The sequence below is a fragment of the Streptomyces sp. NPDC001068 genome (genome assembly GCF_042897315.1).
In the GTDB taxonomy this organism is placed as follows: domain Bacteria; phylum Actinomycetota; class Actinomycetes; order Streptomycetales; family Streptomycetaceae; genus Streptomyces.
The window spans coordinates 54,294-68,382 of the sequence record NZ_JBIAYD010000005.1 but is presented as its reverse complement, the minus strand read 5'-3'; the positions used below and the strand labels follow the sequence as shown (position 1 = coordinate 68,382).

16 protein-coding genes are annotated in these 14,089 nt (G+C 72.6%); 10 read left to right on the top strand and 6 right to left on the bottom strand.

Annotated features, from left to right (window positions below):
• Positions 1 to 76: 76 nt before the first annotated feature.
• Both ACFY3I_RS15440 and ACFY3I_RS15435 read left to right on the top strand, forming a co-directional pair.
• Positions 77 to 391, top strand: a complete 315-nt coding sequence (locus ACFY3I_RS15440) for a hypothetical protein (protein WP_390860955.1) — start codon at positions 77 to 79, stop codon at positions 389 to 391.
• Between the two features lie 196 nt (positions 392 to 587).
• Entirely contained in the window at positions 588 to 2,033 is a 1,446-nt protein-coding gene (locus tag ACFY3I_RS15435) for a glyceraldehyde-3-phosphate dehydrogenase (RefSeq protein ID WP_365294821.1), read from the top strand.
• Positions 2,034 to 2,063: 30 nt separating this feature from the next.
• Here ACFY3I_RS15435 and ACFY3I_RS15430 read toward each other — a convergent pair whose 3' ends face one another.
• The 3 genes from ACFY3I_RS15430 to ACFY3I_RS15420 all read right to left on the bottom strand — a co-directional run bounded on the left by ACFY3I_RS15430 (position 2,064) and on the right by ACFY3I_RS15420 (position 3,913).
• Positions 2,064 to 2,753, bottom strand: a complete 690-nt coding sequence (locus tag ACFY3I_RS15430) for a class F sortase (protein WP_390860954.1) — start codon at positions 2,751 to 2,753, stop codon at positions 2,064 to 2,066.
• Between the two features lie 91 nt (positions 2,754 to 2,844).
• A complete protein-coding gene (locus ACFY3I_RS15425; RefSeq protein WP_390860953.1) occupies positions 2,845 to 3,357 on the bottom strand; it encodes a hypothetical protein in 513 nt (170 codons plus the stop codon).
• A gap of 235 nt (positions 3,358 to 3,592) precedes the next feature.
• Positions 3,593 to 3,913, bottom strand: coding sequence for an AbfB domain-containing protein (locus ACFY3I_RS15420; RefSeq protein ID WP_390861355.1), 321 nt, complete (start codon positions 3,911 to 3,913; stop codon positions 3,593 to 3,595).
• A gap of 154 nt (positions 3,914 to 4,067) precedes the next feature.
• Here ACFY3I_RS15420 and ACFY3I_RS15415 point away from each other — a divergent pair, with 154 nt between their 5' ends.
• From ACFY3I_RS15415 to ACFY3I_RS15390, 6 genes are all read left to right on the top strand, one after another.
• Positions 4,068 to 5,075 carry a hypothetical protein gene (locus tag ACFY3I_RS15415; RefSeq protein WP_390860952.1) on the top strand — a complete coding sequence of 336 codons (1,008 nt, stop codon included), beginning with the start codon at positions 4,068 to 4,070 and terminating at the stop codon, positions 5,073 to 5,075.
• A gap of 109 nt (positions 5,076 to 5,184) precedes the next feature.
• The gene (locus tag ACFY3I_RS15410) at positions 5,185 to 5,652 is read left to right on the top strand and encodes a hypothetical protein (protein ID WP_365294813.1); all 468 of its coding nucleotides are present in this window, start codon (positions 5,185 to 5,187) and stop codon (positions 5,650 to 5,652) included.
• Between the two features lie 27 nt (positions 5,653 to 5,679).
• Entirely contained in the window at positions 5,680 to 6,543 is an 864-nt protein-coding gene (locus ACFY3I_RS15405; RefSeq protein WP_390860951.1) for a fructosamine kinase family protein, read from the top strand.
• A 176-nt stretch (positions 6,544 to 6,719) separates the two neighbouring features.
• Positions 6,720 to 6,911 (top strand): putative ATP-grasp-modified RiPP, encoded by a 192-nt coding sequence (tgmA, locus tag ACFY3I_RS15400; RefSeq protein WP_133024031.1) that lies wholly within the window; start codon positions 6,720 to 6,722, stop codon positions 6,909 to 6,911.
• A gap of 15 nt (positions 6,912 to 6,926) precedes the next feature.
• Positions 6,927 to 7,910 (top strand): ATP-grasp ribosomal peptide maturase, encoded by a 984-nt coding sequence (tgmB, locus tag ACFY3I_RS15395; RefSeq protein ID WP_365294809.1) that lies wholly within the window; start codon positions 6,927 to 6,929, stop codon positions 7,908 to 7,910.
• Between the two features lie 47 nt (positions 7,911 to 7,957).
• Complete coding sequence (locus ACFY3I_RS15390) at positions 7,958 to 8,845, top strand: Gfo/Idh/MocA family oxidoreductase (RefSeq protein WP_365294808.1); 888 nt, start codon at positions 7,958 to 7,960, stop codon at positions 8,843 to 8,845.
• Positions 8,846 to 8,948: 103 nt separating this feature from the next.
• Here ACFY3I_RS15390 and ACFY3I_RS15385 read toward each other — a convergent pair whose 3' ends face one another.
• A complete protein-coding gene (locus tag ACFY3I_RS15385; protein WP_390860950.1) occupies positions 8,949 to 9,875 on the bottom strand; it encodes a GNAT family N-acetyltransferase in 927 nt (308 codons plus the stop codon).
• Between the two features lie 246 nt (positions 9,876 to 10,121).
• Between ACFY3I_RS15385 and ACFY3I_RS15380 the strand changes: the two genes are divergently transcribed.
• Positions 10,122 to 11,219: a PP2C family protein-serine/threonine phosphatase gene (locus ACFY3I_RS15380; protein ID WP_390860949.1), complete on the top strand. Its 1,098-nt coding sequence runs from the start codon at positions 10,122 to 10,124 to the stop codon at positions 11,217 to 11,219.
• A 31-nt stretch (positions 11,220 to 11,250) separates the two neighbouring features.
• Here the strand turns inward: ACFY3I_RS15380 and ACFY3I_RS15375 are convergent, their stop codons facing one another.
• Both ACFY3I_RS15375 and ACFY3I_RS15370 read right to left on the bottom strand, forming a co-directional pair.
• The gene (locus ACFY3I_RS15375; protein ID WP_365294861.1) at positions 11,251 to 11,691 is read right to left on the bottom strand and encodes an Lrp/AsnC family transcriptional regulator; all 441 of its coding nucleotides are present in this window, start codon (positions 11,689 to 11,691) and stop codon (positions 11,251 to 11,253) included.
• A gap of 19 nt (positions 11,692 to 11,710) precedes the next feature.
• Positions 11,711 to 13,060 carry a transaminase gene (locus ACFY3I_RS15370; RefSeq protein ID WP_390860948.1) on the bottom strand — a complete coding sequence of 450 codons (1,350 nt, stop codon included), beginning with the start codon at positions 13,058 to 13,060 and terminating at the stop codon, positions 11,711 to 11,713.
• 335 nt (positions 13,061 to 13,395) lie between these two features.
• Here ACFY3I_RS15370 and ACFY3I_RS15365 point away from each other — a divergent pair, with 335 nt between their 5' ends.
• Positions 13,396 to 13,863: a hypothetical protein gene (locus ACFY3I_RS15365; protein WP_365294859.1), complete on the top strand. Its 468-nt coding sequence runs from the start codon at positions 13,396 to 13,398 to the stop codon at positions 13,861 to 13,863.
• Positions 13,864 to 14,089: the final 226 nt, after the last annotated feature.

Here is a 14,089-nt window from a genome sequence, read left to right as displayed (position 1 = left end):
TGACGGGTCACCGTACTCATCGTTCTCAGCGCTCTCATCGCTCTCATCGCTCTCATCGCTCACGAAGGACATCACGATGCGTTTCAGCCGTCCGCTCGCCGCAGTTCTCGGCGGGCTCGCCCTCACCGCCATCGCCGTCGGCCCCGCCGCCGCGGCCGACGGGACGTTCGTCTGGGTGGGGCCCAAGGGCAAGGCCTACGCCGTCGAGAACCCGCCGGAGCGCAGGTGCCTGGACATGGCGCAGGAGGCGCGTGCCCCGCAGAACTCCACGAAGAAGGCGCTCGTCGTCTACGGCAAGAAGAAGTGCAAGGGCACCGCGCTCCGGGTCGCCGCCGGTCACTCCGCGCCCGCCGGCACCCACTTCGCGAGCGTGGTCTTCAACCCGCGGTAGGGCCCGGCACGCGACCGTCGGCCAGGGCCGGACCGGTGGCGCCGATCACCGCACGGTGGTCGGCGCCACCGGTCTTTTCCGGGCCGGGGAACCCTTCCGCGCCTCGCGACCGGCATCACACCGTGACCCCCTTGATCGATCACTGACCGGCCGGTTTAGCATATGAGCGCCACCTAGCTCGATCGAGAGTAGATCTGTGACTGTCAACGACGACTCGTTCACCAACTGGAAGAACCGCGAGGAGATCGCGGAGTCGATGATCCCGATCATCGGGAAGCTGCACCGGGAGCGGGACGTGACCGTCCTCCTCCACAGCCGCTCCTTGGTGAACAAGTCAGTGGTCAGCATCCTCAAGACGCACCGGTTCGCCCGTCAGATAGCCGGCGCCGAGCTGTCCGTCACCGAGACGATGCCCTTCCTGCAGGCACTGACCACGCTCGACCTCGGCCCCTCCCAGATCGACATCGGCATGCTCGCCGCGACCTACCGCGCCGACGACCGCGGCCTCGGCGTCCAGGCGTTCACCGCCGAGGCGGTCGCCGGGGCCACCGGCGCGGACAGGATCGAGCGGCGCGAGCCGCGGGACGTCGTCCTGTACGGCTTCGGCCGCATCGGCCGCCTGGTCGCCCGGCTGCTGATCGAGAAGGCGGGCTCCGGCAACGGCCTGCGGCTGCGGGCCGTCGTGGTGCGCGGCGCGGGCGGCGAGGACATCGTCAAGCGCGCCTCGCTGCTGCGCCGGGACTCGATCCACGGCCAGTTCCAGGGCACGATCACCGTCGACGAGGAGAGCAGCACGATCCTCGCCAACGGCAACGAGATCAAGGTGATCTACGCCGACGACCCGTCCCAGGTGGACTACACGGAGTACGGCATCCGGGACGCGATCCTCATCGACAACACGGGCAAGTGGCGGGACCGCGAGGGTCTGTCCGCGCACCTGCGCCCCGGCATCGAGAAGGTCGTGCTGACCGCGCCCGGCAAGGGCGACGTCCCGAACATCGTGCACGGCGTCAACCACGACACCATCAAGCCGGACGAGCAGATCCTGTCCTGCGCGTCCTGCACCACCAACGCGATCGTGCCGCCGCTCAAGGCGATGGCCGACGAGTACGGGGTGCTGCGCGGGCACGTCGAGACCGTGCACTCGTTCACCAACGACCAGAACCTGCTGGACAATTACCACAAGTCGGAGCGTCGCGGCCGGTCCGCGCCGCTCAACATGGTGATCACCGAGACGGGTGCCGCGTCCGCCGTCGCGAAGGCGCTGCCCGACCTGAAGGCACGGATCACCGGCAGCTCGATCCGGGTCCCGGTGCCGGACGTGTCCATCGCGATCCTCAACCTCCAGCTGGCCCGCGAGGCGTCCCGCGAGGAGGTCCTGGACCACCTCCGCGAGGTGTCGCTGACCTCGCCGCTCAAGCGCCAGATCGACTTCATCACCGCCCCGGACGCGGTCTCCAGCGACTTCATCGGCTCGCGCCACGCGTCGATCGTCGACGCGGGCGCCCTGAAGGTGGAGGGCGACAACGCGATCCTCTACCTCTGGTACGACAACGAGTTCGGCTACTCCTGCCAGGTGGTCCGGGTCGTCCAGCACGTCTCCGGTGTCGAGTACCCGACGTTCCCGGCGCCGGCGGTCTGACCTCCTCGCGCGCACGCGGGTCCCGGCGGGTCAGACGAGGTGGGCGAAGACGACGAGGTTCTCGGTGTAGTCCTTCACGTCGTGGTCGTAGTCGCCGGCGCAGGTGATCAGGCGCACCTCGGGGCGGCTGGTGTCCGCGTAGACGCGGTCGCTCGGGAAGTCGTCCTTCGCGAAGGTGTCGGCGCTGTCGACCACGAAGTCCGCCTTCGTGCCGTCGGCGCGCTGCACGGTGAAGCCGTCGCCGGGCTCCAGTTCGTCCAGCCGGACGAAGACGGCCGCGGAGGTCTTGGTGTCCACGTGCCCGGCGATGATCGCGGTGCCCGACTCGCCGGGCGCCGGACCCTCGGCGTACCAGCCGACGAGGTTGGTGTCGGCGGCGGGCGGCGGCTCCAGCTGGCCCGACGCGGCGAGGGTGAGCGTGGTGAACGGGGCGTCGACGGCGATCTTCGGGATGAGCAGCCGGGTGGGCGCGGACCGGGGCAGTGCCTCACCGGTCGAACGGGCGCGGCCCGAGGGGGCGGCGTCGGCGGTACCGGCCGGCGTGTCGCCCGTGGCGTCGGTGGCCCTGCCGTGTCCGCCGAGCAGTGCCACGGCCAGGAGCAGGGCGGCGGCGCACCACAGGGGCAGCCGCCCGGCGCGCCGGGTGCCGTCCGGGTCCTCGCGGTCAGGGGTGTCGGCATCGGGGTCGTCGGGGTTCGGGCGGGAGGTGCCGGCTGCCATAGGGGTCACCTTTCTGGGCAAGGCGGCGGGAGGGGCACGGGGCCGCGACCCTGACGGGTCTGCGGCCGCGGCTCCCGTGTGCGCGGGCCCGTCAGGACGCGGACCCGGTGGCCCTCCTGCGGCGCAGCGCGTAGGCGCCGGCCGCGGCCACGCCGAGGACGGCCAGTCCGCCGGTCGTCACCCCGGACGTGGCGAGACCGCCGCCGCCGGTGTGCATGCCGCCGTGCGGCTTCTCGTTGTCCTCGTCGTCGCCCCAGGAGCCGCCCTCGTCACGGCCCGAGCCGCTTCCCCGGTCGCCCTTGCCGCCCTGGTCGCTCTTGCCTCCCTCGTCGTCGCCCTTGCCCCCCTGGCCGTCTCCCTTGTCCTTGTAGGTCTCGGGGTCGAACTTGCTGTCGTTTCCGCTGTCCGATTCCCAGTCGTCGCTCAGCTTCGCCACGGCGAGTACGGCGTGGCCGCTGTCGAGGTGGAGCTCCTTGCTGTAGGCAGAGTTGTCACGGCCTCCGTCGTCCCGGTCCCCCGCGACCGCGGCCTGGGCGCCGGGTGCCGCGAAGGCGAGGGCTGCGGTGGCGGCCGTCGTCGTGAGGATCATGCGGGCAGAACGCATCTCGATGTCCTTCCGCCGTTGCCGGGCAGCGGATACTCCATCGGCTGATACGACCCGGCCTCGACATGAACCACCGTCAGCCAGCGCCACGCCCGGCACCATCCAGGCCGCCCATCCGTGGCAACGACACGCCCAACACCCCTCGGCCGGCTCAATCACGTCCGACGGCACAGGACCATTCGGGGGCATTTCGGGACCGCCTCGGCGTGTCGCGCACGGCGGACCCGTCGCGTCGTCAGCAGCCGAGGGGGAACGTGGCGTCGGCGAGCGCCGCGCTCGTGGCGACGGGGTCGAGGCGCGGCAGTCGGACGCGGTGGCGGATGTGGCGCGTCGGGCAGTTGTGCGGAACGAGGACCGGGCGAATTCGGCGGGACCGGGCGGGGTCGGCGGGACCGGCCGTCCGGTGGAACGTCGTGTCCTGGGCGGACGGCGTCGCGTCGTCGTTCTCGTCGGGGCTGAGCCGGTGGCCGTGGTGACACGGGTGGCGGGTCGGGCAGTTGACCGACCGGAAGGACACGCCACCGCTGTCGGCGAGGCCCGGGACGGGCTTGCGGATGCCGTCGGGGTACGGCGCGAGGGCGTGCGCGCCGATCCGCCCGTGCCGTCGGGGACGGCCGGCTCTCCCCCGTCCGGAGCGGTCCGGTCGTACGCCGGAGTCGGCACCGCTAGCGTCGGGCTGACAGTACGTCCGACCAGGATCAGGACGCCGTATGCCGTGCCGACTCCCCCGACGTGTGCTCGCCCTGCTGCTCGGCGCCCTGACCGGCGTGAGTGCCGTCGCGGCGCCCGCCCGTGCCGGGGCCGACGGCGATGTGACGGAGTATCCGATCACCACCACCGCCGACAGCCTCCCCGCGGGGATCGCCGCGGGGCCGGACGGGGCGCTGTGGTTCACCCAGTCCGGCGCCGCCCGGATCGGGCGCATCGCGGCGGACGGCACGGTCACCGACCACCGCACCCCGACCCCGGGCAGCGCCCCCTTCGCCATCACCGCCGGGCCGGACCGCGCCCTCTGGTTCACCGAACAGGCCGCCGGACGCATCGGACGGATCACCACCTCCGGCACGGTCACCGAGTTCGCCCTGCCCCGGGCCGCGAGCGCACCCGCCGGCATCACCCCCGGACCCGACGGCGCCCTGTGGTTCACCGAACCGGGGGCCGACCGGATCGGCCGGATCACGACGGCGGGCGGGATCACCGAGTTCGCGCTGCCCACCGCCGCCGCCCTCCCGTACGGCATCGCGGCCGGTGCCGACGGCGCCCTGTGGTTCACCGAACTGTCCGGCGGCCGGATCGGGCGGATCGGCACCGACGGCCGGATCACCGAGTTCCCGTTGCCGAGCCGCGCGGACTTCCCCGAGGACATCGTCGCCGGGCCCGGCGGGATGTGGTTCACCGCGTCCGGGGCGGCCTCCGTCGACCGCATCGACGGCACCGGCCGTGTCACCCGGTTCCCGCTGCCGGGACCGGACGGCGACCCCGGCGGGATCGCGGTGGGGCCGGACGGCCGGGTGTGGTTCACCGACCGGTCCGGCCGCGTCGGCCGGGTGTCGGCGGACGGCGCGTTCGGCCTCGTACCGGTGCCGGCCGGGCCGGACAAGTCGCCCTTCCGGCTGACGACCGCCCCGGACGGCACCGTGTGGTTCACCGAGCTGCTGGGCAACGCGATCGGGCGGATCGCCCCGGACCGGTCGGAGCCCGGCCGCGGGCCTTCGTAACAAGGCGGGTGGCACGGCGGAAATGCGCGTGCTTTCCGGCCGGGGAGGTGGGATTCTCCTCTACGGTCCGTTGAGTACCGCAGGGGGAGGTATCACCACAGTGAACCGCATGCGCACGTCTTTCGGCGTCCTGGCGGCCGCCGGCGTCGTCACCGCCGCCCAACTCGGCCTCGCCACCGGCGCGTCCGCGCAGGCCGGGGCGGCACGGAGCACCGGCTGCCCGGTGAACATCGTCTATCCGAGCCGCTTCTACGTGAACTCGAGCGGATGGGTCACCAACGGCGGCCTGACCTTCGCGGTGAAGAACACCAGCGCGAGCAAGAGCTTCAAGAAGGTCACGTTCACCGTCACGGACGTGAAGAACATCCGTTTCGGCACCGCCACGGCCAAGGGCGGCAAGGTCAGCCACAAGACGTCCAAGACGGTGTCGGTGTACACGACGACACTGAAGAAGAAGACCAGCCTCGGCGTGAAGGTGCAGACGCACCTGCTGAACACCCACACGTACAAGGTGAAGTTCGCCCTGCACGGCACCGGGTGGAACTGCGCCGTCGACCAGGGCACCTGGGGCTCCTGAGCCCGGGCCGCCTCCGGTCTGGTGGCCGTGACCGGGAACGAAGGCCCCGGCGCGGCGGTCGCCCGGCTCACCGGGCGGCCGGTCTCGGCCGTGCGGGCCCGGTCGGGCGGCCTCGCGGAGGTGACGCTCGCGGGCGGCCGCACGGTGATGGCCAAGCGTGGCGGCGGGCCCGGCGCCACGTCCGCCGAGGCGGCCGGGCTGCGCTGGCTGGCCGCCGCCGGGACGGTCGCGGTACCCCAGGTGCTGGGGCGGGACGAGCGGTGGCTGGTGACCGAACTGGTGCCCGCCGGACGCCCGGACGCCGAGGCCGCGACGGGCTTCGGCAGGTCCCTCGCCGCCCTGCACGCGGCCGGGGCACCGGCTTTCGGGGCGGCGCCGCCCGGCGGCCCGCGCGACGCGTGGATCGGTCTCGCCCCGATGCGCGACGAACCGGGCACCGACTGGCCGAGTTGGTACGCCGAGCACCGCGTACTGCCGTATCTGCGGACGGCGGTCGACCGCGGGACACTGCGGCCCGGGGAGGCCGCGGTGGTCGAGCATGTCTGCGAGCGGCTGCCGGAGTTGGCGGGCCCGCCCGAGGTGCCGTCCCGGCTGCACGGAGACCTGCGGAACGGCAACGTCCTGTGGGGCGCGGACGGCGCGGTCCGGCTGATCGACCCCGCGGCGCACGGCGGGCACCGCGAGACCGATCTCGCGATGCTCCGCCTGTTCGGCTGCCCCTACCTTGACCTGGTTCTGGCGGGGTACCAGGAAGTCGCCCCCCTGGCCGCCGGCTGGGCGGAGCGCGTGGGCGTGCACCAGTTGTTCCCCCTGTTGGTGCATACCGTGCTCTTCGGACGGGGCTACGCCGAACAGACCCTGGAGACATCCCGGACCATCGTGGGCATCTGACGCCGTCACATGCCGGACGGGCATGTGAAATCGGCCACGGGCGGGGACGATTCGCCGCTGATTTCCGGCTGGTTCCTTAACGAGCCCTTAATTAGGACTGAGATTACGCAGAGTAAGGAAACCAACCACGCGTTCGAATCGTATAAGTGCATGGAAGAACGAAACAGGGAGAGACCATGCAACCGTTCGCGCTCAACTACGCACGCCCCGCAGTGCAGTTGGACGTCACCACTCCGTACGCGTATGACTCCGGACTGCAGTTGAACGTTCTCCTCGATGGCCGGATCGCAGCCACCGATCACGCAACGCTCAGAGCCTTGGGGACGACGACCTCGACCGCGGGCTCCAAGACGCACTTCGACGACTGATCACGGACCCCGACGATGACCGTGCTCATCCTGACCAGTGACGAGGACGTGACGGCGGACATGGTGGTCCTCCGGCTGCACGAGGCCGGAGTGCCCGTCGTCCGCCTCGATCCCGCCGATCTGACCAGTGGTGTGGCCCTGTCGGGCGAGTTCGTGCAGGGCGCGAGTCGCGGACACCTGTCCGTGAACGGGCGCCTGGTGAGCATGCACGGCCTCCGCTCCGTCTGGGTGCGCAGGCCCGGAGCGGCGGCCTCCCGGGCCGCCCAGCCCTCCGCCTGGCTGACCGAGGAGTCCGAACAGGCGCTGTACGGCATGCTGCGCGGGACCGACGCGCGCTGGATGAACCATCCGGACGCGGCCCGCCGGGCCCGCCACAAGCCGTGGCAGCTGCGACTGGCCCAGCGCAGCGGGCTCGCCGTGCCCGCCACGCTGATCACCACGTTCCCGCAGGCGGCCAGGGAGTTCGCCGAGCGCTTCCCGGACCTGGTGGTGAAGCCGGTGTCCGGCGCGCATCCGCAGGAGCCGCCGCGGGCGGTACCGACCAGCCGGGTGGCGCCGGACGCCGACTTCTCGGCGGTGGCGTTCGGGCCGACGCTGCTGCAGCGGCGGGTGGCCAAGCGCGCCGACATCCGGCTGACGGTGGTCGGCGAGCGGCTGCTGGCGGCCCGCAAGCCGGTGAGCCCGGACGCGCACCCCGACGACGTGGACGTACGTTTCGCCCCGTCCGTCTCTCCCTGGCAGGCCGCCGAGGTGCCGCCCCGAGTCGCGGAGGCCGTCCACACGTATATGAAGGACGCCGAGCTGGCCTACGGTGCCTTCGACTTCGCGGAGGACGCCGACGGCATCTGGTGGTTCCTGGAGTGCAACCAGTCGGGCCAGTTCGGTTTCGTCGAGATGGACACCGGTCAGCCGATCGCCGAGACCATCGCCGGCTGGCTGGCGCACGGCACGGAGCAGTACCGGCCGTACGTGGGCGGCGGGCGGCGGACGACGCCTTGAGGGTCTGGGCGACGGGGCGGGGCCGGGCACGGAGAAGGGAACGGGACATGCGCATCGGACTGCTGGGGACGGGCCCCTGGGCACGGACGGCGTACGCCCCCGCGTTGGCGGGGCACGGATCGCTGGAGTTCACGGGGGTGTGGGGCCGCCGTCCGCAGGCGGCGGCGGAGCTGGCCGGGGAGTACGGGGTCCGGGCGTACGACGACGTGGACGCGCTGATCGCCGACGTCGACGCGGTGGCCGTGGCGCTGCCGCCGGCCGTCCAGGCGGACCTGGCGGTGCGGGCCGCGGTGGCGGGCCGGCATCTGCTGCTGGACAAGCCCCTGGCGCTCGGGGTCGCCGAGGGGCGGGCGGTGGTGGAGGCGGCCGAGCGGGCCCAGGTCGCCTCGGTGGTGTTCTTCACCACCCGCTTCCAGCGCGAGCCGGAGGCGTGGATCGGCGAGCAGGCGGGCACGGGAGGCTGGTTCACGGCGCGGGCGCAGTGGCTGGGCTCGGTGTTCACCGACGACAGTCCCTTCGCGGCGTCGCCGTGGCGGCGGGAGAAGGGCGCGCTGTGGGACGTGGGCCCGCACGCCCTGTCCGTGCTGCTGCCGGTGCTCGGCGACGTACGGCGGGTGGCGGCCGCCGTGCACGGTCCCGCGGACACCGTGCATCTCGTCCTCGACCACGCCACCGGGGCGTCGAGCACGGTGACCCTGAGCCTGACCGCTCCCCCGGCGGCCGCCGGGGCCGACGTGGAGCTGCGGGGCGCGGCCGGGGTGGCGCTGCTGCCGAGGAGTGCGGAGGGAGCGGTCCCGGCCCTGTCCCGGGCCGCCGAGGCCCTCGTCACCGCCGCCCGCACGGGCCGCCCGCACCCCTGCGACGCGGCGTTCGCCCTGCGCGTCACCGAACTCCTCACGGAGGCGGAGACCCTGCTGGGCAAGGACGTCGACTAGCGGTCCCCGAGGGGCCCGGTGCCCCGGCGGGCAGGGGGTGCGCGGGGACCGGGCCGTCCGGTGGGACCGACGGCGTGCGCCGCCGGATCTCGTCGGTCCTCGGTCAGCGCGTCGTCACCGTGTCGTCCGGCACCGACGAACCCGCCGCCCAGAAGTTCACCCGCTCCCGGACGACCGGGTAGCCCGCCCTGGTGAAGTGCGCGGCCATCGGGAAGTTGCCCTGGTCGGTGGCGGCGCCGATGGTCCGCGCGCCCTGTTCGGCCAGGAAGCGGGTGCACTCCACGAGCAGGTCGTAGGCGTAGCCGTGCCCGCGCTGACCGGGCAGGACGCCGATGTACGCGACGCACGGCCCGGACGGGTTGCGGGCCGGGACGTGGATGCCGACCGGGTCCCCCTCGGGCGTGCGGGCGATCCGCCACCACTCCCGTGGGGAGGGGAACCAGTGGAATATCTCCAGGTCCTCCCGCGCCGCGAGTTCGACGCCGCCCTTGGCGACGGCGCGACGGGCGTGGGCGTCGAGGGTCGCGGTACTGATGTCGCGCAGGATGCCGAGGAAGACCGAGTCGTCGGGTTCGGGGGTGAAGACGAGCCGGCCGGGCGGTTCCGGCAGGCCGCACTCCGGGGTCCACCGGTAGTTGAAGCGCTCCACCAGCAGTTCGTAGCCCGCCTCGCGGGCGGCGCCGAAGCGGGTCTCGGCGGCCGCGCGCAGGGCGGGGACGTCCCGCCAGCCGGAGGGCAGGTCGAGTTCCAGTTCGTCGGCGCGCCAGGGCGCGCTGCGCAGCAGTTCGGCGCCGGCCGCCTCCTCGCCCTCGGCCACGTCGAGCCAGTTGACCAGGAGCGGCTCGGTGTCCTCGGGCCGGCCCCACCAGGCGGCCCGGGCGACCACCCGGCCGTCGCGCAGGGCGACTCGTTTCCAGTCGTTGCGGTAGCGGGTGCGCCGGTGTGTCTCGCTCAGCCGCAGGGGGTCGGGCAGGGCGTCGAAGAGGTGGGCGGTGCTGTCGTCGAGCGTACGGATGACCGGATCGGTCACGGATTCCTCCGGGAGGTGTGCTGCGCGGAGCGCTCCCGAGGTCGGCTCGGACCTGTCACGCCAGGACGTCGGGGAGGGAGCGCGGGATCGATGAGTCGGACATCGCACTCGCCTCCTTCCGTCCGGTCCTGGGGGTACGGATCACACCGTAGAGCTACGCCATGGACACGTCCACGGAATTTCCGCCGGGGCGTGCCAAGATCCGCAGGCGTGCCGGGTGCGCGGGCACGGGCGTAACTTGGGGATGTGACTTCGGTGCGCGGCAGGTGGTCGCGCGACTACGGGGACGGCCGTGGCTGGCTGCAGGGTGCACCACCGCCACGCTGGGTTCGGGTGCTGCCCGTGCTGCTGCTCGCGGTGGTGGCCGTGGCGACACTCGTCAGCCCCGACGGGCACGACTTCGGCTTCCTGCTCGGGGCCATCCCGCCGCTGGCCGTGCTGTCCTACGGCCCGCTGGCGACCGCCGTGCTCAGCTGCCTGGTCGTCCTCCTGCTGAACGTGCCGGCCACCCATCTCAACCATCCCGGCGACACCGACCTGCTCACGGTCACGTTCGTCGCGCTGCTGAGCGTGTTCGTGTCGTACGTGCGCAGTCACCGGGACGCGCAGCTGGTGACCGAGCGGGCGGTGGGCGAGGCGGTGCAGCGTGCCGTGCTGCCGCCGCTGCCGGAGCGGGTCGGGTCGGTGGGGTGCACAGGGCTGTACCGGGCGGCGCAGCACGGCACGCTGGTCGGCGGTGACTTCTTCGACGTGCGGGACGGGCCGTACGGCGTCCGGGCGGTGATGGGGGACGTACGCGGGCACGGGCTGGCCGCCGTCTCCACCGTGGTGTCGCTGCTCGGCGCGTTCCGGGAGGCGGTCCTCGACGAGCCGGACCTGGAGTCGGTGGCGGCGCGGATGGACCGCCGGCTGACGGTGGACTCGGCCGACGTGCCGAACGGGGAGCTGTTCGCGACGGCGCTGCTGCTGGAGTTCTCCGCCGATCTGCGGTCGGTACGGGTGGTGGCCTGCGGCCATCCGGCGCCGGTGCTGCTCCGCGACGGTCTGGCCCAGGAGCTGGCCGTCGCGCCGGGGGCACCGGTGGGGCTCGCCCTTTCGGGGGTGGAACCGCCGAAGGAGGTCACCGTCGAGCTGGGACCGGGCGACCGGCTGTTCATCGCCTCCGACGGGGTCTGGGAGGCGCGGGACCGGACGGGGGGCTTCTATCCGCTCCCCGAGCGCCTGGCCGGGTTCGCCGGCGCGGAGCCGGCCGAGCTCACCGAGCGGGTGTGGGCCGACCTGGTCCGGCACCACGAGGTGCGGGACGACGCCACCATGCTGATCCTGGCACCGGACATCGGCTGAGGCCGGTCCGCGTCCCCGTAGGGCTCCCGGCTCAGCCCACGTCCCACAGGAAGCGGTGGGTGTGGATGCCGAAGTACGGGAACGAGCTGACCTCGCGTACGCCCTCGACGGGCCGGACGACGTCGTTGACGAAGTCGAGCAGTTCCTTGGGGCCGGGCGTGACCACCTCGGCGAACAGGTCGAACCCGCCCGAGGTGAACACCGAGTACACCACTTCCGGGTGCGCGGCGAGGGCGTCGGCGACGGCGCGGGGATCGCCGTCCACGCCGATGCCGAGCAGCGCCATCGCCTGGCCGCCCATGGCCATCGGGTCGGTGACGCCGACGACCTGCACGGCCCGGGAGTCCAGCAGTCGCTGCAGCCGCTGCCGGGCCGCGGAGGCCGACAGGCCCACCCGGGGGCCGAGGTCCGCGTAGGCGATCCGGCCGTCGGCCTGCAGTTCGCGCAGGATGGCCCGGTCGATGTCGTCCATGTGCATCCGGCCCGCCTCCTCAGCCGGCGAGTTCGAGCAGGGCGGCGCCGAACACCGCGGTGTGGGTGTCGACGTCCTGCTCGGTGGTGTCGGGGCACATCAGGGCCATGTTGTGGAACGGGGTGAGCAGGATGCCCCGGTTCGCGAGGTAGAGGTGCAGGTAGTCCTCCAGCCCGGGGTCGGCGGCGGCCTCGGACTCGGCGCCGGTGCGCGGGGCCGGGGCGGCGAAGCGGTACTCGGTGCGGGCCCCCAGCCGGCTGACCGACCAGGGCAGACCGTGCGTCTCGACGGCCTGGCGGACACCGGCCTCGAAGCGGGCGGAGAGCCGGTCCATGCGGGCGAACGCCTCGTCGGTGAGGACGTGCTCCAGGGTGGCCCGGGTGGCGGCGACCGAGAGCGCGTTGCCCGCGAGGGTGCCGCCGACCCCGCCCATGTCGACCAGGTCCAGGTCGGTGCGGGCCAGCAGGCGCTCGGCGAGGTCGGCGGAGAGCCCGTAGGCGCCGGCCGGGATGCCGCCGCCGATGGCCTTGCCGATGGTCAGCAGGTCGGGCTCCAGGTCCCAGGCGGCGGTGCAGCCGCCGGGTCCCGCGGAGAAGGTGTGCGTCTCGTCGTTGATGAGCAGCGTGCCGTACTGCCTGGTCAGGGCGCGCACGCCGGCCAGGTAGCCGGGTTCGGGCAGCACGATGCCGATGTTGGTGAGCGCGGGTTCCATGAGGACGGCGGCCACGTCGCCATGGGCGAGTTCGCGCTCCAGCCGCGCCAGGTCGTTGAACTCGGCGACCCGGCTGGTGAGGGTGACGTCGCAGGGCGCGCCGACGTTCCCGGGGCGGGGCGCGCCCTCGCCGTCGGGGCCCACGACGATGAGGGACTCGTCGACGCTGCCGTGGTAGCTGTAGCTGTTCACGAGGATCTTCGGGCGGCCGGTGACGGCCCGGGCGAGCCGGATCGCCCACCGGTTGGCGTCGGTCGCGGTCAGCGAGAAGCTCCAGCGGGCGAGCCCGAAGCGGCGGGTCAGCTCCGCGCCCACCCACTCCGCGTCCTCGGTCGGCAGCATCGCGGTGGCGCCGCCCAGCTCGGCGAACCGGCGGTGCACCGCGTCGGTCACCGCGGCCGGGGAGTGGCCCGCCATCGCGCCGGTGTCGCCGAGGCAGAAGTCGACGTACGTGTGTCCGTCGACGTCGGTGACCCGGGCGCCGCGCGCGGTGGCCAGGTAGCGCGGGAAGGCACCGGCGGTCTTGTTCATCCAGGTCATCGGGACCCGGCCGAAGAGATGACCGGCATCGGCATATGCCGCCCGGGAGCGGGGGTTGCGCCGCTCGGCCTCGGCGCTCTCCCGGGCCAGCAGGGCGTGCAGTCGGGTGCGGTCCATGGGTCCCCCAGCTCGGGAGCGGTGACGGTCAATTGACGCGAGCGTACGGCCGATAGTCGCACCTCATCAAGATCTGGCACTTGATTCGAGCGTTCAGACGAACGAATCGAACGCCGGAGGACATCGGGAAAGATCCGTCACACCGATCGCCAGTCGCACGAATCTGCCATGTTCGAACAACCGCCCCAAAACGCCAGGGTTCGCCACCCCTTCCGCCACGTAGAAATATCTACGAGCATGCATATGCCGGGTTGGCGTGCGCACACACCGAGTGCCCGATGTCGGTCATCGCCCGCGCCCCGGAACAGACGAGCGGTGATCCCCCGGAGCAGTACATGACGAACGCGATGTGGATGCAGGGTGTGGAATGGCTCGCGGCGGCCGCGGCGGACCCACGGGCGTGCAAATGGGAGTGGGACCACGGCGAAGGCGTCGCGCTCCTGGAGGCGGGCCGCTACTGGGACGTACTGAGCGTCCCGGACCGTCTCGGCCTGCTCACGCTGGACCTGTTGTGGCGGCCCTCGCTGCCGGTGCCCGGGCCGACGCTGGCGGACAGCGCGTCGGGGCGGATCGGCTTCTTCCTGCCGCCCGATCCGTCCGGCGGCTGGATCGGCTCAGGCCTGCGCTGCGCGACCAAGGGCGCGTGGGTCGCCGTACCGCCGCCGTACCGGCCCGCGCGGCACCTGGAGTGGCTGGTGCCACCGGACGGCAGCGGCACGCTGCATCCGCCCGGCACGCTGGAACTGGCCCTGCGGGAGGCCAACGGCACCCTGGCGGTGCTGTCCCCGATGTACGACGAGTAGCACGCCGGGGCGGGCCGGCAGCGGCGGGAACACGACATCTCGCAGCCAACTCCTGCTCCGCACAAGGCATTTCCGACAGTTGACACAGAAGCGAACACTCATCGAGCAGATTCGAATCGATGTGGCGATTCACCGTGCGGGGCCGGTCGATGACGGTGTGTACTGTGCTGCGAGCGCCACATGGGAGGGCCCTGGGCTCCCCGTGCCCACTGCTGCCCTACCCCCC

What these genes read in the sequence shown, in the direction of transcription:
- ACFY3I_RS15440 (WP_390860955.1), top strand. Translation starts at nt 77, where the DNA reads ATGCGTTTCAGCCGTCCGCTCGCCGCAGTTCTCGGCGGGCTCGCCCTC.
- ACFY3I_RS15430 (WP_390860954.1), bottom strand. Translation starts at nt 2,753, where the DNA reads ATGGCAGCCGGCACCTCCCGCCCGAACCCCGACGACCCCGATGCCGAC.
- ACFY3I_RS15425 (WP_390860953.1), bottom strand. Translation starts at nt 3,357, where the DNA reads ATGCGTTCTGCCCGCATGATCCTCACGACGACGGCCGCCACCGCAGCC.
- ACFY3I_RS15415 (WP_390860952.1), top strand. Translation starts at nt 4,068, where the DNA reads ATGCCGTGCCGACTCCCCCGACGTGTGCTCGCCCTGCTGCTCGGCGCC.
- ACFY3I_RS15410 (WP_365294813.1), top strand. Translation starts at nt 5,185, where the DNA reads ATGCGCACGTCTTTCGGCGTCCTGGCGGCCGCCGGCGTCGTCACCGCC.
- tgmA (WP_133024031.1), top strand. Translation starts at nt 6,720, where the DNA reads ATGCAACCGTTCGCGCTCAACTACGCACGCCCCGCAGTGCAGTTGGAC.
- tgmB (WP_365294809.1), top strand. Translation starts at nt 6,927, where the DNA reads ATGACCGTGCTCATCCTGACCAGTGACGAGGACGTGACGGCGGACATG.
- ACFY3I_RS15390 (WP_365294808.1), top strand. Translation starts at nt 7,958, where the DNA reads ATGCGCATCGGACTGCTGGGGACGGGCCCCTGGGCACGGACGGCGTAC.
- ACFY3I_RS15375 (WP_365294861.1), bottom strand. Translation starts at nt 11,691, where the DNA reads ATGGACGACATCGACCGGGCCATCCTGCGCGAACTGCAGGCCGACGGC.
- ACFY3I_RS15370 (WP_390860948.1), bottom strand. Translation starts at nt 13,060, where the DNA reads ATGGACCGCACCCGACTGCACGCCCTGCTGGCCCGGGAGAGCGCCGAG.
- ACFY3I_RS15365 (WP_365294859.1), top strand. Translation starts at nt 13,396, where the DNA reads ATGACGAACGCGATGTGGATGCAGGGTGTGGAATGGCTCGCGGCGGCC.